This window comes from Eubacterium sp. AF22-8LB, from assembly GCF_003458715.1.
Classification (GTDB): Bacteria; Bacillota_I; Bacilli_A; order Erysipelotrichales; family Erysipelotrichaceae; genus Holdemanella.
This window is the reverse complement of sequence record NZ_QRVI01000026.1, coordinates 1-23,188: the sequence shown is the minus strand read 5'-3', so window position 1 is coordinate 23,188 and position 23,188 is coordinate 1. Positions and strand designations below refer to the sequence as shown.

21 protein-coding genes are annotated in these 23,188 nt (G+C 34.5%); 6 read left to right on the top strand and 15 right to left on the bottom strand.

Translation table 11 applies throughout. The features are described 5' to 3' along the window. Positions 1 to 115: 115 nt before the first annotated feature. Positions 116 to 1,375 (top strand): DNA repair protein, encoded by a 1,260-nt coding sequence (locus tag DWY01_RS09400; protein ID WP_117995870.1) that lies wholly within the window; start codon positions 116 to 118, stop codon positions 1,373 to 1,375. An 8-nt stretch (positions 1,376 to 1,383) separates the two neighbouring features. Here DWY01_RS09400 and DWY01_RS09395 read toward each other — a convergent pair whose 3' ends face one another. The 14 genes from DWY01_RS09395 to DWY01_RS09330 form a co-directional block, all read right to left on the bottom strand. Continuing rightward, the gene (locus DWY01_RS09395) at positions 1,384 to 1,719 is read right to left on the bottom strand and encodes a YolD-like family protein (RefSeq protein WP_117995869.1); all 336 of its coding nucleotides are present in this window, start codon (positions 1,717 to 1,719) and stop codon (positions 1,384 to 1,386) included. A gap of 68 nt (positions 1,720 to 1,787) precedes the next feature. Next, complete coding sequence (locus DWY01_RS09390) at positions 1,788 to 2,216, bottom strand: hypothetical protein (protein ID WP_117995868.1); 429 nt, start codon at positions 2,214 to 2,216, stop codon at positions 1,788 to 1,790. Positions 2,217 to 2,377: 161 nt separating this feature from the next. Continuing rightward, complete coding sequence (locus tag DWY01_RS09385; RefSeq protein ID WP_117995867.1) at positions 2,378 to 3,748, bottom strand: LTA synthase family protein; 1,371 nt, start codon at positions 3,746 to 3,748, stop codon at positions 2,378 to 2,380. A 39-nt stretch (positions 3,749 to 3,787) separates the two neighbouring features. Further along, positions 3,788 to 4,075 (bottom strand): HU family DNA-binding protein, encoded by a 288-nt coding sequence (locus DWY01_RS09380; protein WP_117995866.1) that lies wholly within the window; start codon positions 4,073 to 4,075, stop codon positions 3,788 to 3,790. A 1-nt stretch (position 4,076) separates the two neighbouring features. After that, the gene (locus tag DWY01_RS09375) at positions 4,077 to 5,072 is read right to left on the bottom strand and encodes an NAD(P)H-dependent glycerol-3-phosphate dehydrogenase (protein WP_117995865.1); all 996 of its coding nucleotides are present in this window, start codon (positions 5,070 to 5,072) and stop codon (positions 4,077 to 4,079) included. Positions 5,073 to 5,088: 16 nt separating this feature from the next. Then, a complete protein-coding gene (gene der / locus DWY01_RS09370; protein WP_117995864.1) occupies positions 5,089 to 6,396 on the bottom strand; it encodes a ribosome biogenesis GTPase Der in 1,308 nt (435 codons plus the stop codon). 20 nt (positions 6,397 to 6,416) lie between these two features. Next, positions 6,417 to 7,067 carry a (d)CMP kinase gene (gene cmk / locus DWY01_RS09365; protein ID WP_117995863.1) on the bottom strand — a complete coding sequence of 217 codons (651 nt, stop codon included), beginning with the start codon at positions 7,065 to 7,067 and terminating at the stop codon, positions 6,417 to 6,419. Positions 7,068 to 7,075: 8 nt separating this feature from the next. After that, positions 7,076 to 7,855 (bottom strand): hypothetical protein, encoded by a 780-nt coding sequence (locus DWY01_RS09360; protein WP_117995862.1) that lies wholly within the window; start codon positions 7,853 to 7,855, stop codon positions 7,076 to 7,078. A 66-nt stretch (positions 7,856 to 7,921) separates the two neighbouring features. Continuing rightward, complete coding sequence (efp, locus tag DWY01_RS09355; RefSeq protein WP_117995861.1) at positions 7,922 to 8,482, bottom strand: elongation factor P; 561 nt, start codon at positions 8,480 to 8,482, stop codon at positions 7,922 to 7,924. Between the two features lie 248 nt (positions 8,483 to 8,730). Next, a complete protein-coding gene (locus DWY01_RS09350; RefSeq protein WP_158553697.1) occupies positions 8,731 to 9,705 on the bottom strand; it encodes a zinc dependent phospholipase C family protein in 975 nt (324 codons plus the stop codon). Further along, a complete protein-coding gene (locus DWY01_RS09345; RefSeq protein ID WP_117995859.1) occupies positions 9,698 to 11,167 on the bottom strand; it encodes a DUF2779 domain-containing protein in 1,470 nt (489 codons plus the stop codon). The genes DWY01_RS09350 and DWY01_RS09345 overlap by 8 nt, the downstream gene beginning before the upstream one ends. 43 nt (positions 11,168 to 11,210) lie before the next feature. After that, positions 11,211 to 12,161 (bottom strand): YafY family protein, encoded by a 951-nt coding sequence (locus DWY01_RS09340; RefSeq protein ID WP_117995858.1) that lies wholly within the window; start codon positions 12,159 to 12,161, stop codon positions 11,211 to 11,213. A gap of 13 nt (positions 12,162 to 12,174) precedes the next feature. Next, complete coding sequence (locus DWY01_RS09335) at positions 12,175 to 12,513, bottom strand: ankyrin repeat domain-containing protein (RefSeq protein WP_117995857.1); 339 nt, start codon at positions 12,511 to 12,513, stop codon at positions 12,175 to 12,177. 63 nt (positions 12,514 to 12,576) lie between these two features. Further along, a complete protein-coding gene (locus DWY01_RS09330; protein WP_117995856.1) occupies positions 12,577 to 13,734 on the bottom strand; it encodes an AI-2E family transporter in 1,158 nt (385 codons plus the stop codon). 131 nt (positions 13,735 to 13,865) lie between these two features. On the opposite strand from DWY01_RS09330, the gene DWY01_RS09325 reads away from it, so the two are divergent. From DWY01_RS09325 to DWY01_RS09310, 4 genes are all read left to right on the top strand, one after another. Beyond that, positions 13,866 to 15,479: a CTP synthase gene (locus tag DWY01_RS09325; protein ID WP_117995855.1), complete on the top strand. Its 1,614-nt coding sequence runs from the start codon at positions 13,866 to 13,868 to the stop codon at positions 15,477 to 15,479. 367 nt (positions 15,480 to 15,846) lie between these two features. Beyond that, positions 15,847 to 17,934: a glutamine synthetase III gene (locus tag DWY01_RS09320; protein WP_117995854.1), complete on the top strand. Its 2,088-nt coding sequence runs from the start codon at positions 15,847 to 15,849 to the stop codon at positions 17,932 to 17,934. Between the two features lie 106 nt (positions 17,935 to 18,040). After that, on the top strand, positions 18,041 to 19,204 hold the full coding sequence (locus DWY01_RS09315) for an amidohydrolase family protein (RefSeq protein WP_117995853.1): 1,164 nt from the start codon (positions 18,041 to 18,043) through the stop codon (positions 19,202 to 19,204). 9 nt (positions 19,205 to 19,213) lie between these two features. Then, the gene (locus tag DWY01_RS09310) at positions 19,214 to 20,386 is read left to right on the top strand and encodes an amidohydrolase family protein (RefSeq protein WP_117995852.1); all 1,173 of its coding nucleotides are present in this window, start codon (positions 19,214 to 19,216) and stop codon (positions 20,384 to 20,386) included. Between the two features lie 195 nt (positions 20,387 to 20,581). On the opposite strand, the gene DWY01_RS09305 is transcribed toward DWY01_RS09310, so the two are convergent. Continuing rightward, the gene (locus tag DWY01_RS09305; protein ID WP_117995851.1) at positions 20,582 to 22,099 is read right to left on the bottom strand and encodes a hypothetical protein; all 1,518 of its coding nucleotides are present in this window, start codon (positions 22,097 to 22,099) and stop codon (positions 20,582 to 20,584) included. Between the two features lie 117 nt (positions 22,100 to 22,216). On the opposite strand from DWY01_RS09305, the gene DWY01_RS09300 reads away from it, so the two are divergent. Next, on the top strand, positions 22,217 to 23,104 hold the full coding sequence (locus DWY01_RS09300) for a tetratricopeptide repeat protein (RefSeq protein ID WP_158553696.1): 888 nt from the start codon (positions 22,217 to 22,219) through the stop codon (positions 23,102 to 23,104). Positions 23,105 to 23,188: the final 84 nt, after the last annotated feature.

Below are 23,188 nucleotides of genomic sequence, written 5' to 3'. Positions count from 1 at the left end.
TAATTACCAACAATATTTTTATTAACTTTTTGAGAAAGTCTCAAATCTATCTTGAATTTCTATTTCATTTTGACTATGATGCTTATACGAATGATAAAGGGGCTTGGAGGAAATTATGCAAAAAACATATTTATGTATTGATTTAAAATCCTTTTATGCATCTGTAGAATGCGTAGAACAAGGCCTAGACCCTTTTGAAGTCAATCTTGTGGTGGCCGATCCTACACGAGGGGGTGGTGCCATTACACTAGCCGCAACACCGGCCATAAAAAAACTAGGCGTATCGAGTCGAGGTCGTATTTTTGAAATTGATCCCACAATTGAATATATGATTGCGCCACCAAGAATGCATTTGTATATGGAATATAGTTGTAGGGTCTATAAAATCTTTTTGGAATTTATTGCCAAAGAAGATATTCATGTCTATTCCATCGATGAATCCTTCTTAGATATCACAAGCTATCTAAAGCTCTATCAAGTAAATGCTAAAGAGCTTGCCAAAAAAATACTAGATCGTATTTATGAAAAAACCGGCCTTACCGCAACCGTAGGTATTGGAACCAATCTCTATCTAGCTAAGATTGCGATGGATATATCCGCAAAACATAATGCCGACCGCATGGCTTTTTTAAATGAAGACTTATATCGCCAGACATTGTGGCATCATACACCTATGACCGATTTTTGGATGCTTGGAAACGGAACAGAAAGAAGATTACACAAATTAGGAATTTATGACATGTATGACTTGTGTCAGTTCCCTGTTGAAATATTATATAAAGAATTTGGTGTTAACGCCGAATATATTATTGATCATGCTTGGGGTAAGGAGCCTACCACAATTCAAGACATTAAAAATTATAAATCGAAACAACATTCTATATCCAATTCCCAAATTCTTTTTGAGGACTATTCCTATCAAAATGCCTTTGTGGTCATGAAGGAAATGGTTGATCAAAATGTATTAACACTTACTGAAAAGCATCTTGTGACCAATCAAATCTCTTTAATGCTTGGCTATTCCAAGGATTGTATCAAACCAAGCTGTGGATCATGTAAGATTACCAACTGTACCAATTCCTTTTCTATTTTGTTAGAAGAGTTTAAAAGACTCTATATTCGAATTGTGAATCCAAACTTTCCAATACGTCAGATTGCGATTAGCTTTCAAAATGTCAAAGATGAATATTACTATGAGAATTATGATTTATTTACAGATATAGAAAAGGTAGAAAGAGAAAAAAAACTGCAGGAGACTCTAGTTCAAATCAGATGTCGCTACGGTAAAAATGCTGTATTAAAAGGAATGAACACATTGGATTGTGCAACAGCTAAGAAAAGAAATACGCTTATTGGTGGTCATAACGCATATTAGAGGAGTTTTCACTCCTCTAATTGTATGTAGCTAATTTGTTTTAGGTTGATCTTTGTTTTTACGATTTGAAGTATTTGCGTATCCAGATTGATTTTAGAAACTACACCTGTGATTCTTTTATAATTGATACGATCATAATATTCAATTGTGACAAGTTTTCCCTTTTGAATTTCATGCACTCTTTCATTTAAGATTTCATAATCATCCTGCGATAAAATTCTAGGGCTTACAATTTCCACTTCACATTCTTTGATCATTTCTTTAAAGCCTTTTAAAGAATCAAAGCTTTGAAAAATCTGTGCTCGATTTTCTTTCTTTTTAAATTGAATCTCATCTAAAGACATGATATCACTCCTTATACGGATATGATACCCATTTATTATATAAATTCAAGATAGATTTGAGACTTTCTTTAGAAATTTTCTAGAATGTATTTTTGCGTGTTTAAACACTTTCTTAAACGTACCTGTGTATTGTCTTCACTCGTATCATTTTGTTTAAAATGATTTGAACTTGCCAAGCGAGAATAATAGGCATCTAAATAATCTTGTAATTCCATATATTTATCTGTATCCAAATTTAATTCAAAACCTTCATGACTCGCCTTAAAATCATTCATTTTATCTAATTCAGCTAATAAGCCATCAATGATTTCAAGTGTTAGCTCATCCTTTTTTGCGGCCTTTAAATATTGGTTTAAACGCTTTTTAAAAACCATCGTATTAAATGTGCCATCCTCTTTCATTTTCTCTACTTTCTTCTTAAAGAAATAAGATCCAACAGCTAAAGATGCGGTTGTCGATAGTAACGCAATAAATTTAATTTTTTGTTTTTTTGTCATAATTAAAACCTCGATTCATCTACTCTTATTTTACTTTAAAATGAAAAAACATTCCACTCAGGAATGTTAAAAACGAAGCATCTGCATAAATGTCGTTACAAGCATGGAAAATACGATGAAGACAATTACGAGTATGATGCATAAACTACGAAATTTTTTTCTCACATTAAGCTCCTATAGAAATTTGAATTTCTTTTAATCTGTTGATCCACTTCAGAAGCTTGTAAAGCCTCTGTAAGCGTAGCTTGATCACTAAATAGGTTTGTACCTAAGCCAAGCTTATCGCCCTTAATTTTATAGCCTAAAGCCGCTAATATTGTAGGATAAAAATCCATTGTCGTAAAGTCACGATTTTTTTCTTTTTGTGGCTTTGCTTGCGAATGAATAAACGTATTCCATACACGACGATCATAAGCTGAAGAATATGTATCATGAATATATTCAGCAGCCATACTTGTATGATCCCCTTGAATCACAATAACCGTATTTTCATAGAAATCCTGTTTCTTTAACCATTCCATGAAATCCTTTAGATTTTCGTCTGTATGATAAATCGAATTCGATAACGATTCTTTAAATAGGTTTTTACAATTTTTAGATTGATACCCATAAGGATGGTGTGTATCCACTGTCAACATTTCAAAGTCAAAAGGCTTGTTGGATTTTGACAATTCTATAATCTTGTGTTTCGCAAATTCAAAGAGCTTATCATCCTCAAAGCCCCAGAACTCATGATAATCTTTATCTAGAATTCCCTCTTTTTTTAAGGAAACTGTATCTTGAATATCATAATGTCCATGTTGTTCAAAATAGCTTCTTCGACCTCCAAAGGATGCATCTGAGCCAATCATAAAAACACGATTATAGCCATCCCTTTCAAGGATATCACCAAGCGTATTTACGTTAGGCATAAAGGGCACCTTGTCCTTACAAAATTTGTGCTTCAAAGAAAAAATCAAAGGAAGCCCCGAAGTACTAGCCACAATACCTCCTGTTGTCCAACCAGTTCCAGTTAAAACTCTAGCTCCACCAATTTTTTCATTTTGTGAAAATGAGATGTTTTCCTTTGTGAGCTGTGTTAAATAAGGCAACAGATCCTCTTTGGCATCCCCACCATCTTCTCTTTTTGCATATGTTGTTTCCATCGATTCTAAATAAATATGAATAAAATTCATCTTATTTTTTGGCGAAATAACTTCGGATTCTATAAAATATTTTTCATAAAAATCTGTCTTCTTAAATTGGTCAAAAACATACGAAAAGAAATGTATCTGGCACAAGCCATATATACAGCATAAAATAAGAATCAATTTAGACATCCAATCATTTGTCCAACTAAAAACAAGACCAAATATAATGCCTGGAAGTAAACATTTTTTCATCCAGCCAAAAATAAATTGGGTATTAGTTCCCTCTAAAGGAACCTTAACGTGATATACGATTTGTTCAAAGCTAGAAAGTCCAAAATAAGAATAGGCCCACTTACTGGAGATAGCTAAGGTAAATCCAATCGATACAATTAAAAAGCTCATATTACCATCCTTTCAAAAGACAAAAATAGGTCATACGACCTATTTGTTGCATTTATTCTTTAAAGTCTGACTCGGACGAAACTTTGGAAGCTTTGTAGCAGGAATCATCATTCTTTCTTTTGTGACTGGATTGATTCCCATTCTTGATTTACGATCAAAAATCTCAAACTTACCAAAAGCAGTGATATCAACATGACCATCATTTGCCAAGGCTTCGCTCATTTCATTAAAAATCAGGTCAACTGCAAAAGCAGCATCTTTTTTAGAAATATTTAAATTAATTGATAAAGTCTGTGTTAAAGACTCTTTATTTACATACTTTCCCATATTAAAATTCCTTCTTTAAATCTCTAATCATCAAATCAGATGCACAAGTACTTGGAAGCTTTCCATTAAATAAAATTTGGTAAACCTCCTCACAAATTGGCATATCAATTCCATGTTCCTTCGCAACACGATGAACGATTTTTGCGGTACGAACACCCTCCACTGTTTTCGTATTGTTTTTAAAGAAATTCTCAACTGAGTTTTCTTTACCAATTTGGTAACCCGCTTCAAAGTTACGAGAGTGTACACTCGTACAAGTAACAATTAAATCACCAATTCCAGTTAATCCCATAAAGGTTTTCTGATGACCACCAAAATGAACCCCATAACGAATCATTTCCTGTAACCCACGTGTAATTAATGCAGCACGCGTATTATCCTGATAGCCTAGACCTGATAAAATACCAGACGCAATCGCCATAACGTTTTTGATCGCAACACCAAGCTCAGAGCCAATCTCATCATTTCCAGTATAAATACGTAGATATTGATTTGAGAATAAGTTTTGTACGGTAACCGCATCATCATTGTTTAAACTAATCGCATCAATCGTAGTTAATAAACGAATGACAACCTCTTCGGCATGACTTGGACCAATCAAGCTTACAACGGAGCTTAATTTATCTTCATCAATACAACGACGAATCACTTCTGACATTCTTTCATTTGTTTCTGGATGGAATCCCTTTGAAACGTTAATGATGATTGTCTTTTTATCTAATAAATCATTGATCTGATGACAAATAGGATCAATGGCAATTGTAGGTACTGCCAATAATACAATATCTGCACCTTTAACACATTGAATATCGGTTGTTGCATGTAATTCAGGATTTAATTCAACATCCGCAAAATATTTAGAGTTTTTATGGTTGTCGTTGATGTCATTGACTTCCGCTTCTGCAACACCATAAATCATAACCTCTTGATGATTATCTTGTAATACTTGAGCTAAAGCTGTTCCCCAGCTTCCACTACCAATCACAACTGTACGCATATTTTACTCCTTTTATCTATGAACGTTTACGAGCCAAAATCTTAATTGGTGTACCCGTAAAGCCAAATGCTTCTCTTAATTTATTTTCAATATAACGACTATAGCTAAAGTGAAGTAGCTCTGGATCATTCACAAACAAGACGATTGTTGGTGGCTCTACTGCTACTTGAGAAGCATAATAAATCTTTAATTGTTTTCCTAAATGAGGTTTAGCCGGATTCATCATCTGTGCATCCAAAATAACATCATTTAAGACATTCGTTGGAATACGCAATGTGCAAGCGTCATGTACCTGATCGATTAAAGGAATCAATTGATTTACTTTACTTCCTGTTAAAGCCGAAGTAAACGCAATTGGTGCATAACTTAAATACAAGAACTGTGCACGAATTTCCTTTTCAATCTTAGACATGGTCTTTTCATCTTTTTCAACCGTATCCCATTTATTGTAGACAATGATAACACCCTTACCAGCATCATGGGCAAGACCTGCAACATGTTTATCCTGTTCACGAATTCCTTTTTCTCCATCAATCAAGAATAATACTACATTACTACGATCAATAGCACTTAAAGCACGTAAAATTGAATATTTTTCAATATCCTCATAGATTTTACCCTTTTTACGAATACCAGCCGTATCAATGATCATATATTCTTTATCATCTACGAAGAATGGTGTATCGATCGCATCTCTTGTTGTTCCTTCAACATTGGATACAATGACACGGTCCTCTTTTAAAATTGAGTTTACCAAGCTTGATTTTCCAACGTTTGGACGACCAATACAACAGAAGGAAGTAATCCCTTCATATGGTGCAATATTCTTTTCTGGAAGCTTTTCCATGACTTGATCTAATAAATCACCTAGACCAATTCCATGTGCTCCACTAATTGCGACCGGATCACCAAGTCCTAATGCATAGAATTCATATACATTCATCTGCATTTCTGGATTGTCTACCTTATTACAAGCCAAGATGACTGGCTTTTTACACTTTTGAAGCTTTCTTGCGATGACTGTATCATCTGTCATGACACCTTCCTTAGCCGATGTTAAAAAGACAATCACATCCGCTTCTTCGATCGCAATATCTACCTGCATATTGATTTCCTGGGCAAAAGCCTGGTCCTCAATTTGAATACCACCCGTATCGATCAAGCGAAAAGTTTGTGTCAGCCATTCCACTTCACCATAAATTCTATCTCTTGTTACTCCGGGCGTATCATCTACAATGCTCTTCCTTTGTCCAATCAAGCGATTAAAAATCGTTGATTTTCCGACGTTTGGCCGACCTACTATGGCCACAGTACCTCGAATCATATTGTGGTCCCCTTTCTACATTATTCGACTATATCCAATACTTTTGAAACGACTTCATCAATTGTTAAATTTGAAGTGTCGATTTCAATCGCATCCTCTGTTTTAATAAGAGGCGAATTTTCACGATGCGTATCCTGATAATCGCGAGCGACAATATCCTGATAGATCGTTTCATAATCTGCATCGATTCCCTTAGAAATATATTCATCATATCTTCTTTGGGCTCTTGCCTTACTAGAAGCACTCATAAAAATCTTTACTTCCGCATCTGGCAATACAACAGAACAGATGTCTCTTCCATCAACAATAAAGCCTTTATTCGCACATACCTTTTGTTGAAGATTCACTAATTTTTTACGTACAATAGAAAGCTGGCTCGTTTTACTTGCCTGCATAGATACATCATTCATACGAATTTCTTTGGAAACATCTTTTCCATCTAAATAAACATGGTTGTCTTCATCAAAGTGGATTTCAATCGAATCCATTAAATCCGACATTGCTTTTTCATCATGAATATCTACATGATCTTTTAATGTTTTATATGCCACACAACGATACATAGCACCTGTATCTAAATGAGACATATTTAATTTTTCAGCTACAATATCCGCAATTGTACTTTTTCCAACCCCACTAGGGCCATCAATCGCTATATTAATTTTTTTCATTTCTATCCTCAATTTAAAAATCCACGAGCCATAAATACTAAGTAACCAATAACGGCAATCAATGCTAGAATCAAAATACCTAATACAACATTTAATACAATTTCTGAGCTATTCTTTTCTTTATGGTTGCTTGCCTTTTCAAAGTCTGACGTTTTCATACGCATCTTAGCACTTGGCATAGATTCAAGCTCATCACGCTTTTCTTTTTTACGTTTTGATTTTTTCTTCTTTTCCTTTTTAGGCTGTTCTTCCGTTTTATCAAAGTCATCATGTGAAAGATACATTAAATCCAAATTGTCATCCTCTGGCTCTTTGACATCCTGTACATCCTGACTTGTTAGTACAATTTTTTCTTCTTTTGGTTCAACACGAGCTGTTCTTTCATATTCAGGCTGTTTCTGTTTTGAAATTTTCATTGTTGAGCCAAGATCCTCATCATCAATATCCATAGGGATAACATGCTGATTACGTTTCTTTGTTTCTGTAGTGTCTAACTGTTTTAAAATATTGATCTGCGTATCATCTGTAATACGATTTCCGTTATCAATATTATACTGCTTAACTTCACCCAATAAATCTTCCATAACTGGTGATGTTGGCATTTCCTTAACAGTTGGTGAAACACGTACTGTATCATGTGGATACAATGGTTTATTGGCATGTGATAAGCTGTTATCAACACGAGACAATCTTTGCAATTTAACAGGCTGCGCTTGAGCGGCCGTAGTTTCTTCATCTAAACGATCTCTAAGTTCTTGATACTTTTGTTTTCTTGAAAGTTGAGTCATAAGTACCTCCTAAACATTCTTTACTATTATACACTATTCAACAAAAAAAGAAAAATAGGCGTTTGCCTATTTTGCACGTCCTGAGTATTTTCCGTCGTTTGTATTTACGACGATCATTTCATCCTGGTTGATAAATAAAGGAACCTTTACCTCAAGTCCTGTTTCTAACACTGCATTTTTACTTGCAGATGTTGCTGTATCGCCCTTTACAGCTTGTTCACATTCAACAACCTTTAAAGTCGCTTTATCTGGTAAGATAACACCTAAGATTTCACCTTCATAGCTAGAAATATTTACATTTGAATTTGGAACAATAAAGTTTCTTTCCCACTTCAAACGATCTGTAGGAATCTCAACCTGATCATACGTTTCATTATCCATAAACACCATCGCATCATCTGTATCATATAGATATTGCATTTCTCTTTTTTCAATCTGAGCTGGTTCTACCTTTTCTCCACCACCCCAAGACAATTCAACATTACTTCCAGTACGAATGTTACGAACCTTAGCCTTAACAACCATCGCACTACGAGCTGTTTTATTTTGTGAAGCTTCTAAAACCGTGTAAATTTCACCATCCACTAAGATTGTTAAACCTGGTTTTAAATCATTTGAACTAATCATTTTCTTACTCCTTTTGTTTGTATATAGACGCTAATTATTTTATATCACGCAAAAAAATTGTCAAGAAAAAGAAAAAAAGCACCGAAGTGCTTTCTTTCATCGAAAGGATCGATAAAGTAATTTCTTATGTGTTTTTAAGGAAGGATATATACACACAAGATGGATTTTGAGTCGAAAGGTGAGCCATACTTTCTATCTCTTACCACCCATATAATACGCCTAAACTGTAAACTTGTAAACCCTTCCACCTAATTTTCGTAAATTAAATCAAAATTCGTCATTTGCTTTTGATCACTCACACCTAAGTTATAATTGCGATCCTTGATCAACAATAATAGATCTGCATCTAAATCTGGATTTTGACAAGCCGCTAAAAATAAGCGAATAGCTTCCAAAGCTAACAATTGTGCTTTATCGTATAGATCAAAGAAACTTTCTGTAGAAACAAATGTATCATCGCTTGGATGTAGCCAGCGATTATGTAAAAGATTCATCACATCATATGGATCATCCGGTTCATTAGGAACGATATAACCTGACAAAGAATTATAGGCTTTTGTGAAAGTCTCTAAACTCTGCAAAGATTTTAACTTATTACCAGAAGCATCATAAAATAAGGTTTCAATAAAATGCCAGTCATTCAAGCTTTCTAAAATTTGATGCGGCTTGATATCAAAGCCTAGAATTTGACGAATTGCCGGAACATAGATACGTGCAATAGCACGAGCCTGCTCCTTAGTTACATCACAGACTTCGTAGAATTTAAAGTCTTCAATCGTACATTCCCTTTTTACCTTCAACATGATCGCATCTAATAAAGACTCAAAGCGATGGTGATACCATGCACTTTTTCCTTTACAAGGTCCCGTACGATAGAAAACATAAGGATGTGTAGTGGCATCCAAAGCCCAGTGACACAAATGACCGCAAACATAAGTCATCATATCCTTTTTGATTTCATCATCCTGTTCATTGCGAATGGATATCAAAGCTTTTTGATAAAATTCATTCACATGTCCCGCATGAAACATAGAACCCGATATTCTTAAATCACTTTTTTTGTAGAAATCCTTTGGATTCATTCCATGAAAGAATAAAAAGTCTGGACCATTCGAACCAATTTCCAACAATTGAAGTCGTGGTTCAAATAAATCATGTGTACTTTCATCCACTTTATCAAAGATTTCCTGAGCAAATAAAGTATGTGTAATAATATTAGGCATCTTCTTCCACCTCCCGTAACAAACCATGATACACAACATATTCGGCATACGTATCCATTTGGCAATATGTTGAAATGGCTTCTTTTACTTCTTTTTTCTCTTCTTCATTTTTATCATCATATGTACGATACGCAAAAACTGCATTCAATCCATTTTGAATATCCAGATTCTTATAAGAAAGATCCTTCGAGAAAACTGGCAATATGTTCTTTAATGAGTAATGACCTCGCATTTTTGAATTGTAGTATAATCCAGCTTCAAATGGCTTTGATAAATCAACCATTCTAGCACAGATAGCTTCTAATTCATCACGATATTCTTCAAATTGATTCGCTAACTGTTTCAGTCTTAACTTTTCAGCCCCCTCCATATTATATACAAGAATCGTTCCTGTCTTAGGAAGGTCTTGAATCAATTGTTCTACAAAATGGCGACGACAATCCTTAGATTCAAAGAAGTTATAATGTTTTAAAGCTCCATCCTTACTTTCTACGTGCAAGCTATATTGGAAGCATAAAACATCAAATGGCTTCATGTTCTCATAAGGTGGTACGGCAAAGGTATCCCATTCAAAATCCAAATAAGAAATTGGATACTGGATTTGTTTCATCCACACTTGTAAAGCTGCCTTATCCATAAATGGCTTTTGCGTCTTACTCGCCATATATTGGGCATATTGAAGACGGAAGCCTTCAATTTGGTTCAATGGCAATTCATGAATATGACGAATCCCTTTTTCATAGGCATCCAGCTTATGCTGGTTCGTTGTAAAGAATAGAATGGAATCATCTGGTTCATTCGATTCATCAAAACAAATTGGATAATAGCTGCAACGTCTTAAAGCCGTACATTGTTTAGTACGAACAGGAGTAATGCTTGGTTTGTTTAAGATTCGTTTGGTTCTTTCAATCCAGGCATCTAAATCAATATCGATTTCATCCATACATTCAGCAATCGTTTTAGATAAATGATTACGTTTATTAAATAGCTTATCGCTGGTTACCAATAAAGCATTTAAATCCAAACTATCCTTACGAACATATTCCTTATTTAAATATAGAATATGATTTTCAACAACATGCACACCACAATGTGCCAAAATGATTTGATTGACTTTCATAATCAAAGCTTCATTTTCTTTTGGGTATGCACTTAAATGAGGATAGATAGCCATATATCCATTTTCTAATTTCTTTAGATATGGAATTTTTGTTCGACACTCCTTGTATTCAAAGCGTGCGAAGCATACGACTTCATTTTCCTCTAACAATTTTAAAGATTGTTCATTTGTATCCATAGAATGACCTAATGCACAATCATTGGCGTGTAAGTAGGTCTTCCATAAATCGGAAAACGGACAATCCATCTTATAAAAACTTTCCTGGTGAAGTGAATTATGAGCACAATTCCAGCAGAAACACTCACATTTCATTTCACGCATTAAATCTGATACATGTAACATAAAAAATTCACCATTACTATTGTACTTCAATTTTAATATCTTTTCATCCCTTATACGCGTTAATTATTTTTTCAACTCGATTCAAATATGTTTCTCTTACATCATCCGGACTTAAAAGCTTTACCTGATCCATCATAGAAAACAAAGACTGATATAGGTTAGACATGTCATCTGTATAGAATTCAAAGTCGGTATAATCATCTTCTTTATGGATAGGCAAAAGCTTGTTTCCCCAATACTTTTCTTTAAATAAGCGAAGACCATTCTCTTTATGATAGACTCTTACAATCACATGTTTTAAATCTAATGGAATCAAGGAATGCTCTCCAATGTAGTTACTTAAATGAAAATGATTGTCATGAATAAAGTGTCTTGTTGAAATATCACATTTAAACATACGTTCAGAACTAAAGCGATACATACGATAATCTTTTCTTAATAAGGAAAAGCCAATTAAATAATATGATTTATGGTAGTGGATAATTTCATAGGGTTCCACTTCAAATTCAATAGGTGTTTCATCCTTTAGAGATTGGTAGGACAAAACGACGCAAATTCCATGGTTCATAGCTTGTTGCGTCTTGTCGATCATACTCGAAATCTTCTTATCCAATTCTATTGAATTCGACATATAGTGTAAGGAAGCATTGGATGAAATTTTACTTGTGGCAATAATTTTATCCATGGCATCACAATATAAAGTTAAAGGTTTAAAATCCTTTTGTGTACGCATGAACTTATAGGATTGAACCAACGCATCCTTTTCTTCATCACTAAAAATCGTTACAGGAAGATCATATTGATCATTTAAAATATAGCCTCCATAACGTCCTTTTACTTCTTCTACATTATAACCTGCAAGCACGAGCTCCTTTTTAAATTCACGAATATTTCGCGGATTGACCTCTAAAGCGTCTGCTAGTTGAGTTGTATTCATTTTTCCTCTAGCCTTTAATAGTTGCAGCATGCGAATGCATAAGTTCGTTCGATTCATTTTCTATTTCCTTTCAGTGTGTACTACAAAATCTTTGTGGGTAATAGCCAAAGCCTTTGCGTGGCTCGAAATGTTTAGGAACAATACCACGAAATACCAGCGGACGTATCATTTGTCCAATTCCTCTTTCAAGTGCAAAGCCTAAGGCTTCCCCTTGTTGGATGGCTCCGGCATCAATTAAAATATTAACAATTTCTTCGTTTCCAATGCTGATGGCATGCATTAAAATAGGATATCCGTTAAATACCCAGCTTGGACTTGCGCCCATCTGTAAACAATATTTTACTCCTTGCACATCTTCTTTCCATACAGCATCTAATAAATCCATCGCAATTTGTCTTTCAGCGTTCATATTGTATCCTTCTTTCTTTCTACATCTAAAGAATACAATTGATATAGACATTATTTATGTCAATTAATCTGAAACTTCCTTCACCGTTTGAAGCCGAGACAATACATCTTCACTTACAAGCTGGTAGATGCATGAACAAATTGGAATAAAGATAATAATCCCAAAAATTCCTGCAACATTGGCACCAATGGTGATGGCCACAATAATATACATGGGTGGAAAGCCTACAGATTTACCAACAACATGTGGATAGATAAAGTTTCCTTCCACCTGCTGAATACAAATAAACATAATAATAAAAGTGAGCCCCTGCACAGGGGATGCCATCGCAATAAAGAAAGTACATAAAAGAGCGGCAACCAAAGCTCCAAACATTGGTACTAAAGCACCAATGCCAACGACTAGTCCAACTAAAAAGGCATATGGAATCTTTAAAATCAATGCTCCTGTCGTTACTAAACTTGCAAGAATCAGGCATTCTGTGCATGTCCCGCCTACGTAGCTTGTAAAAATACGAATGATCAGTTTTAATACATGGCGCGTCTTTTCATAATCCCTTTCAGGAAGATAGGCCTTCAACAAAGATATCGTTTCTCGTTTGACTTGTTTTTTATTAAACAACAACAAAAAGGAGAATACGATAGTGATAAAGGCTTGCGCAAACCATGAGAAGGTAGTAGATAAAATATTGAAGATAGATCCAAAAATATCATTTGCACCTCCAGAAACTAGCCAAGAGCTGATTCTTTTACTGACATTATCGATTGCATAGGAGCTAAAGGCATTAATATCTAAATTTTGTAAGAAGTTATGAATAGCATCTACAGGCTTACTAATGTCCAACAGCCAAATATAGAATTCGTAAATCATTTGCGGAAAGTTTGACAGCAGCAACTGAATTGAGAATAGAATTCTTGGAATGACTATACCAACAAAGGCGGCAAACACGGCAAACACAATGAAAATAGCTAATACATTGGATATAATTCTTTTAATTTTTGTATCTTTGATATTGAACCATTTAATTAAATAGCGCATTAAATTATTCGATATGATATTAAACACAAAGGCAAGTCCAGCACCTAGTAGAAATGGTAAACACATAGTTGAGATCCATCCCAAAAAGCCAATGATTTTTTCAAAATAATAGATGACCATTCCAATTAAGAGTGTAAAAACAATAAGTCTTTGATACATTTTTTCTTTTTCATGAAGGTCCATTCAAACCACCTCAAATCGAATTTATTATACTATTTTTTACATTGAAAATCATTTTTTTAAATTTTTTATTTACATCTTTTTTTCATAGGTGTAAAATTGCCGAGTTAAAGAAAAAAGAAGAGGTGAAACAAATGAGTACAAAGTACATTTTCGTAACGGGAGGTGTTGTATCTGGTTTAGGAAAAGGAATCAGTGCAGCAAGTCTTGGCCGTCTTTTAAAGTCCCGTGGCTATAAAGTCACTTCCCAAAAATTAGATCCCTATATCAATGTGGATCCAGGCACAATGTCCCCTTTTCAACATGGTGAAGTTTATGTCACTGATGATGGATTAGAAGCCGACTTAGACTTAGGTCACTATGAACGTTTCATTGATGAAAACCTACACACGTATTCCAATCTTACCACTGGACGCGTATATTGGAACGTCATCAACAAAGAGCGTGATGGTAAATACCTAGGTGAAACCGTTCAGGTTATTCCTCATATTACAAATGAAATCAAAAGCTTTGTGATTCGTGCAGGAGAACATGCTGCTGCTGATGTAGTAATCACAGAAATTGGTGGTACAACTGGAGACATTGAAAGCTTACCATTTCTAGAATCCATTCGTCAGGTTGCCTTAGAAGTAGGTCGTAAAAACTGTTTATTTATCCATGTTACTTACATTCCTTATATTTCTGGTTCCCAAGAATATAAATCAAAGCCAACACAGCATTCTGTAAAAGAATTACAGTCATATGGTATCAATCCAGATATCATTGTGGCACGTTGTGATGAAACTATTCCACAGTCTGTATTAGACAAGATTTCTTTATTTTGCAACGTTGAAAAACGCTGTGTGATTCAGAACAAGACACTCCCTTCCCTTTATGAAGTACCATTCATGTTAGAAGAGCAAAATCTTGCGGATATTGTCTGTGAAAAAACAGGTCTTGAAATTCGTAAACCTGATTTAACTGAATGGCAACAGGTTGTTGACAATATTAAGGCAAGTACTAAGCCTGTCAACATTGCATTAGTTGGTAAATATGTTGCCTTACATGATGCATATTTATCTGTAAGTGAAGCATTGTATCATGGTGGTTTTAAAAATCATGCCAAAGTCAACATTCAATGGATTGATTCTGAAAACTTAGAGAATGCTAATTTAGATGAAGTATTTAAGGACACAGATGGAATCATTTTACCAGGAGGATTTGGTGATCGTGGAATTGAAGGTATGATCAGTGTAGCTACATACGCAAGAGAAAAACAAATTCCATATTTAGGTATTTGTCTAGGTATGCAGATTGCTGCCATTGCATTCGCACGTAGTGTTCTAGGTTATGAAGATGCGAACTCTTATGAATTTGACCCACAAAGTAAACATACGATCATTGACTTTATGGAAGATCAAAGCAATGACATTCGTAAAGGTGGAACAATGCGTCTAGGAGCTTATCCTTGTTCATTAAGAGCAGATACAAAAATTTGGTCTTGTTATGAAAAGGACATGATTGATGAAAGACATCGTCATCGTTATGAATTCAACAATGACTATCGCAGTGATTTTGAACGTAATGACATGATGATCGTGGGTACAAGTCCAGATAAACAATTAGTTGAAGCTATTGAATATAAGAATCACCCATTCTATATCGGTGTACAATATCACCCTGAATTTAAGTCTAGACCAAACCGTCCTCACCCATTATTTGTAGGCTTAGTAAAGGCAAGTCTAGAAAACAAAGAAAGTCACAAATAGTGGCTTTTCTTTTTATATATATTTTTTTCAATTTCATCCAAGGACATGTTTAATATGGAAGTTATTACATCTACCTCCATTGTACCAGATAGGCGAAGTGGCAATTTAAAAAGTAATAAATCATTTTTTCTTGTTCATTCATTTCTTAATGCGGCTTCTTTACAATCTTTGCCAAATACATATTTAAGGGCAAAATCATTTAATACATTTGCACTTCTCATGAGTACCTTCTTTCTAGTACTTTTTTCTACATACTCTTATACGTAAAAAAATGAAATATTTTCATATAAAGAAAAAAATTTTAACTTTTATAAAATAATTTGTGAAAATAATGATATTATATACGAGACAGGAGGATACTAGAAAAATGAAAATTGTCGATGAATATTTTGGATGTGACGTATTCAGTACATCTGCTATGCAAAGATACTTGCCTCATGCCGTCTACAAACAAATGATGGATGTGATGGAAAAAGGAAAGGAACTTCCTAAAGAAATCGCAGATGTTGTCGCAAATGCCATGAAAGACTGGGCTATGGATAAAGGGGCAACTCACTACACACACTGGTTCCAGCCAATGACAGGTATTACGGCTGAAAAGCATGATGCGTTTATCAATCCAACAGGGCCAACATCTGTTATTTCAGATTTTAGAGGGAAAGAATTGATCAAAGGTGAACCCGATGCTTCAAGTTTTCCAAGTGGTGGATTACGTGCTACTTTTGAAGCCAGAGGATATACAGCCTGGGATCCAACTTCTCTAGCTTTTGTCAAAGAAAAAACTTTATATATTCCTACATTATTCTGTTCTTATGATGGTAGTGCTTTGGATAAGAAAACGCCATTATTAAGAAGTAATGATGCTTTAAATAAAGCGGCTGTTCGCTTATTGAACATTATGGGTTACAATATTCATAAAATCAAAACAACAGTCGGACCAGAACAAGAATATTTCCTAATTGATGAAGAAATGTTCAAGGAACGTTTGGACTTATTAGTAACTGGAAGAACCTTATTTGGTGCTGCACCAGTAAAAGGTCAGGAATTAGATGATCACTACTTTGGTAGCTTGTCAGAACGCGTAAAAGCCTATATGGAAGAAGTAGATGAAGAGCTATGGAAATTAGGTGTGTATGCCAAGACAGAACATAAAGAAGTGGCACCTTGCCAGTTTGAATTGGCTCCTGTATTTACGACAACAAATATTGCGAATGACCAAAACCAATTGACTATGGAAGTTCTACAAAAAGTAGCTTCTCACCATGGATTGGTATGTTTACTTCATGAAAAACCATTTGAGGGTGTTAATGGTAGTGGCAAACACAACAACTGGTCTTTCTCAACTGAAGATGGTGAAAACATCTTAGAACCTGGTGATTCTCCAAAAGACAATATTCGTTTCTTAACAGTACTAGCTGCCATCATCAAAGGTGTTGACGAATACCAGGATTTATTAAGAATCTCTGTTGCGAGCGCAGGTAACGACCATCGTTTAGGTGCCGATGAAGCTCCTCCAGCTATCATCTCTATTTATTTAGGAGAAGAATTAACTGCCATCTTAGAAGCAATCGAAGCTGGAAATGAATACGTAGATACAATCGATCGTAAATTGGAATTAGGTGTTAGTACCCTTCCTCCAATTGCCAAAGATTCAACAGATCGTAACCGTACTTCTCCATTCGCATTTACAGGTAATAAATTCGAATTCAGAATGCTTGGATCTAACCTTAACATTTCTTGTCCAAACACAATCTTAAATACAATCGTTGCAGAAGAATTAACACAATTTGCGGATGAATTAGAGTGTGTAAAACAAGAGGATATGACAAAAGCCTTGATTGCGTTGATTCAAAAGACTTTAAAGAATCACAAGCGTATCATCTTCTCTGGAAATGGATATTCGGATGAATGGAAAAAAGAAGCAGAAAAACGTGGCTTATTAGAATTAAGAACCACAGCCGACGCTCTTCCTCACTATACAGATCCAAAGAATCTTCAATTATTTGAAAAACACAGCGTATATTCAGCAAGTGAATTGCATGCTCGTGAAAGTATCCTTTTAACAAACTACTATCAAGTTGTTCAAATTGAAGCAAAGACAATGGCTTATATGTTAAGAAAACAAATCTTACCTGCTATCTTTAGTTATGAAGCTAAATTAGCTCAAATCATTCAAACAAAGAAATCATGTGGTATTGAAGCTCCAATGGAAGTGAAGATTTTGAAAAACATCAACACACCATTAGAATTAGTAACAAATCACTTGGATACACTAGAAACTTTGATCAATAAAGAAACTACAACAGAAAAACAAGCGGCTCGTTATGCGGCAGATGAATTACTTCCATTAATGGAAACAATTCGTAAGTTGACAGATACAATTGAAACCAATGTTTCTAAAGAAGACTGGCCTTTACCAGACTACAATGACATTTTATTTAGATCTATGCTTTAAGAGAATCCAAGTGATTCTCTTTTTTTCATTTCTTTTCAGTAACCACTTGCATATTCTTTCATCCTGGTACATAATCTAGATAAGTTTGAGTAAAGGAGTAAAGTTTATGAGTAAATTATTTGTACACGCAAAAACATTGATTGATGGTGTGAGTGATACACCTAAAACAGATCAGTTGATCACATGTGAGGATGGAAAAATCATCGCCATTGAAGATTATCATGAAACAAATGAACCAGTTGTAGAAGCTAATGTAGTTACACCAGGATTCTTTAACTGTCACGTTCACATTATGGAACCTGTTGGTTTTGGAACAGATAAAGAATTCACATTCATCGAAAAAACATTCTACACCCAAAAACACCTTGAAGATTATATCAATAGTGGTGTTACCATCATTCGTGTTTTAGGTACAGAAAACGATTATGATATGGATATTCGTGATTGTGTGGATGCTGGAATTGTCAAAGGCCCACATATGTTATGTGCTGGACGATGCATCTGTATGACAGGTGGCCATGGCTGGCAAGGTGGTATTGAAGCCGATGGACAAGATGAATGTAGAAAAGCTGCTCGTACATTATTAAAGAAAGGTGTAGACCTTGTAAAAATCATGGCTACGGGTGGTGTAATGACTAAAGGTGTAGAACCGGGTAGTGCACAGCTTACCAAAGAAGAAATGGCCGTTATTATTGAAGAAGCCCATAAGGCTGGAAGAAAAACGGCAACACACGCTCAAGGCACACAAGGTATCAAAAATGCCTTATATGCTGGCATTGACTCTATTGAACACGGTATCTTCTTAGATCAAGAATGTATTGATTATATGAAAGAGCATGGTACCTATTTAGTACCAACGTTAGTTGCTCCTCAATGTATTGTTGAAAATGGTGTAGAAGCCGGTATTGCGGACTACATGGTTAAAAAGGCAATTTACGTTAAGGATGCGCATGTAGAAAGCTTTAAAAAGGCATATGCCCAAGGTGTAAAGATTGCCTTAGGTACAGATGGTGGTACACCATTTAACTACCACAACAATACAGCATATGAATTTGAATTAATGGAAAAATATGGTGTAGATCGTATGGACATCTTAAAGATAGCCACATACAATTCAGCCGATTGTTTAGGCGTTTTAGATGATTATGGTACTTTAGAAGTTGGTAAACATGCAGATTTGGTTTGTTTAAAAGAAAATCCATTGGATGCCATTTCAAATGTTCGTAAAATCGATAAAGTTATTAAAGATGGAACAATCGTCGTAGAATAGGATGAGACTATGTCTAAGCTTTATATATATGCACATACATTGATTGATGGTGTAAGTGAACACCCTAAATATGAGAAGCTTGTAACGATTGAAGATAGTGTCATCACAAATATCGAGGATTATCATGAAATAAATGAAGAAGCAATTGAAGTTAACACTTTAACACCTGGTTTCTTTAATTGTCACGTTCATATTTTTTATCCTGTTGGCTTTGATTCGAAGAAAGAATTTACTTTGATTGAAAAAGCTTTCTATGCCAAGAAACATTGCGAACAATATCTTGAATCGGGTGTTACCTTTATTCGTGTTGTAGGTACAGAAAATAATTATGATCTACAAATCAAAGAAGCCATTGAAAATAAAGTGATTGCAGGACCTCATATGTATTGTGCAGGCAAAGTCATTTGTATGACAGGTGGTCATGGCTGGCAAGAAGGAATCGAAGCAGATGGTAAGGATGCCTGTCGCAAAGCTGCTCGCCAACAATTAAAGGCGGGAGTTGATTTAATTAAGGTTATGGCAACTGGTGGTGTCATGACAAAGGGTGTTGAGCCTGGAAATGCTCAATTGAGCGTAGAAGAAATGAAGGTCATTGTCGAAGAAGCGCATAAGGCAAATCGTAAAACAGCCTCACATGCGCAAGGTTTACAAGGAATTAAAAATGCATTGTATGCAGGTATTGATTCGATCGAACACGGTTGCTTTCTAGACGATGAATGTTTAGAGCTTATGCAAAAACAAAACACATTCTTAGTCCCTACCCTATGTGCTCCACAATGTATTTTAGATAAGGGTGTAGAAAATGGTGTAGCCAAGTATGCAGTAGATAAGACTTTAAAGGTGACAAAGGCGCATGTTGAAAGTGTGAAAAAGGCTTATGCGAAAGGCATTCAGATTGCCTTAGGTACAGATGCTGGAACACCATTTAATTATCATTCGAATACAGCTTATGAAATGGAGTTAATGGCTCAACTTAACATTTCTAATATGGATATTATAAAGATTGCGACTATCAACTCCGCAAAATGTTTGAGTGTTGAAAAGGATTATGGTTCTATTGAAGTTGGTAAGCAGGCAGATTTTGTTTGTTTAAATGAAAATCCTTTAGATGACATTTCAAATGTTAGAAAAATCAACAGAGTCATTCAATCTGGAAGGATTGTGGTCGACAACACTAGATAGGGATCTTCCCTATCTTTTAAAATCCAAATAAAAAAAGTAAAAATCAAATTTAGAGATTTCTACTTTTATTTCTAAGCTAATTTTGCTGGATAATCCTGTAGCCTAATGCCTATTAAATATGGCATTGGCATTTAAACAATTCCATTGTCTTTGAATCTAATTGTTCATTATACAAAGAAATATTTGTATATATTTCTAGTTCATCTTTTTAGGCAATAAAGAATAGATTTTTTGTCCATAACTATAATCTTCAAATGCCTTTGAAACTAGTTCTTGACTTAATTGCATATTGGCCATTGAAATAAAGCCATCATAGATGATCATTCCATTAAATGGCATAATAGCTGTTTGTATCAACATTGGTGTTTTTTCGGCTGGAATAAACTGATCTAAATTTTCATTTAAACCTTTAACCATGTAGTTGATGCCTTCATCATTTAAAACAGTATAGTTCTTTTCATAGACAGCCAACAAGAAGTTTTTGCGCATGCCATATTTAAAATCTTTTATAACATTTAAATTACGATGTGTTAAATTCAAAGGATTCTTTTGGATATACTCATCAATAAAACGATCTTTTTCATTCCAGAACACTTCAATCAGATTGACCAATTCATCGGGTTCAATATAATTATTTGGATCAATTTTCTTATTTGGGATAATTTTTTCCAAGGTATTCACATAATCCAAGATACTAAAATATAGTTTATAGAATAGGCGTGTATCCTTTTGATCTAAATAAGCGTAAGTTTGTTTCTCATTTAAAGAACGAAGCTTATCATTAAAACACACATGCTCATGTGCTTCTTTGTAGCCTTTCATACTAAGTCCATAGTAATTTGGCAATGCGATTTGTACGACAGCTTTGCGGTAGCGCTTTGTCAAAGAATCTGAGAACCCATTAAATAATGGAATTAAATCAATTTTTTCTTCATTCACAGTACCACGAAGTAAATTGTTGAATAAGTCTTCTTTAAACCTTGTAATGTCAGACACTTCTTTCTTTACAGCTGTAAAGAATTTCTTAATATCTGGATTTGTCGCATCATAACCATGATAGAAAATAGAAATATAGCTATCTTGATCTAAAAATTTTGGACCGAATCTTTCGTGTTGAATACGTGATTCACGAATATCAAATAACATATCCTTATATTCCCAATAGACATACTCATTCGCAAAGCTATCATCGATCAATCTATAATCTTCTTTTAAATAGGCCCAGAAATTAAATAATTCACTTTCAACAATAGATTTATAATCAAAATTACATGCAGCACATACAGCTTGAATCAATGAGGGTTCAATAATGCCAAAAGCACGGATAATCCCAAGTATGACAATCGTCGGTTCATCGTCAAGTGCTTTTTGATCCAAATCTATATTATTAACAGCTAATTTTACATTCTTTTTAAATTCTTCTGGTATTTCTTTATCAAAATATAAAAATTTAGTACTTAACGCCTGTCTTTCAAAGCGATAACGATCATCTTCTAAGTCTTGGTTGCGCAATAATCTTCTTAAAGCTTTTAATTCCCATGATGTACAAATAGAAATCAAATAATCAGGTGTATATGTTTCGATCATGCGCTCAAACATCTCTTTACGCGTCATCGAATCATAATCCCAATAATCGTTTTGACATGTTCTTTTATAATATTCAAATACATCCTTCTTACTATAGCGATTCGCATGCTCTAAAATACGTACCATTTAAACGCCTCCTTGATAATGTGTTTATATTAATTATAAGCATTCCTTTGATTTTGACAAATGAAATTTCTTATTGCCTGAAATTGTTTTTTTCTTATAATGTATTTGAGGTGTATTATGGCGTTAACTATTGAAAGCGCAAAACAAATTCTAGACGATTATTATGATCTTGTTCATCCTAAATATGAGGATGATATTGCGTTTATGGATGCACTAGAATTTTTAATAAAAGAAACAAACGAAACAGAATATATGGTCGAGCTTGGCGGCTGGTACTATGAACAGAAACAGTTTGATCTTGCGGAAGAATATTATTTAATGGCTGCCAAACAAGGCAATGTGGATGCCTATGAATGTCTAGGCTATATCTACTATTATGGAAGAGTTGGGCAACCTGATTATGAAAAAGCATTCCATTATTATAAGCTGGCAAGTGATCTAGGTGATGTTATTGCAGCTTATAAACTGGCAGATATGTATAAGAATGGATATTATGTACCTAAGGATTATACAAAGTATGTCCAAATTATTAAAGGCTTGTATCCATTGATTCAAGGTGCGACCAACACATTTGATCCGGTTCCCGAAATCTATTCTCGTCTAGCCAAAATCTATGTTGAAGAAGGCAATGAAGATCAGGCTATACAATTATTATTGATTGCCAAAGAATTCCAATCTCAAAGATTGATCTATTCAGACTTTTTTGGAGATCTTACTATCATGAAAAACATTGTGAAGGATCTTTATTCCCTTATTCAATTTGATCCGGATTATATGGACCTTTTTGATCTATACTATGCTCTTCAATTTCCTTGTAAAATATTAATTGAAATACATAATCAAGAGCATATTGTTGAAGCCAAATATGAGGATGAATACTTCTATATTTCTATGGACGATAAAAACTATGAGGATGTAGACCAATTCTTCTTAAAGGCTAAAATCGATGATGAACATTTATCAAGTCAATATGTAAATGTGAACTATTTAGAAATGTTAGATTAACACAAAGACACTCAAGCGAGTGTCCCAGATTGTTGACAAAAGCCTATACCTTTTCGTAAGGACATAGGTTTTTTATTGTATATA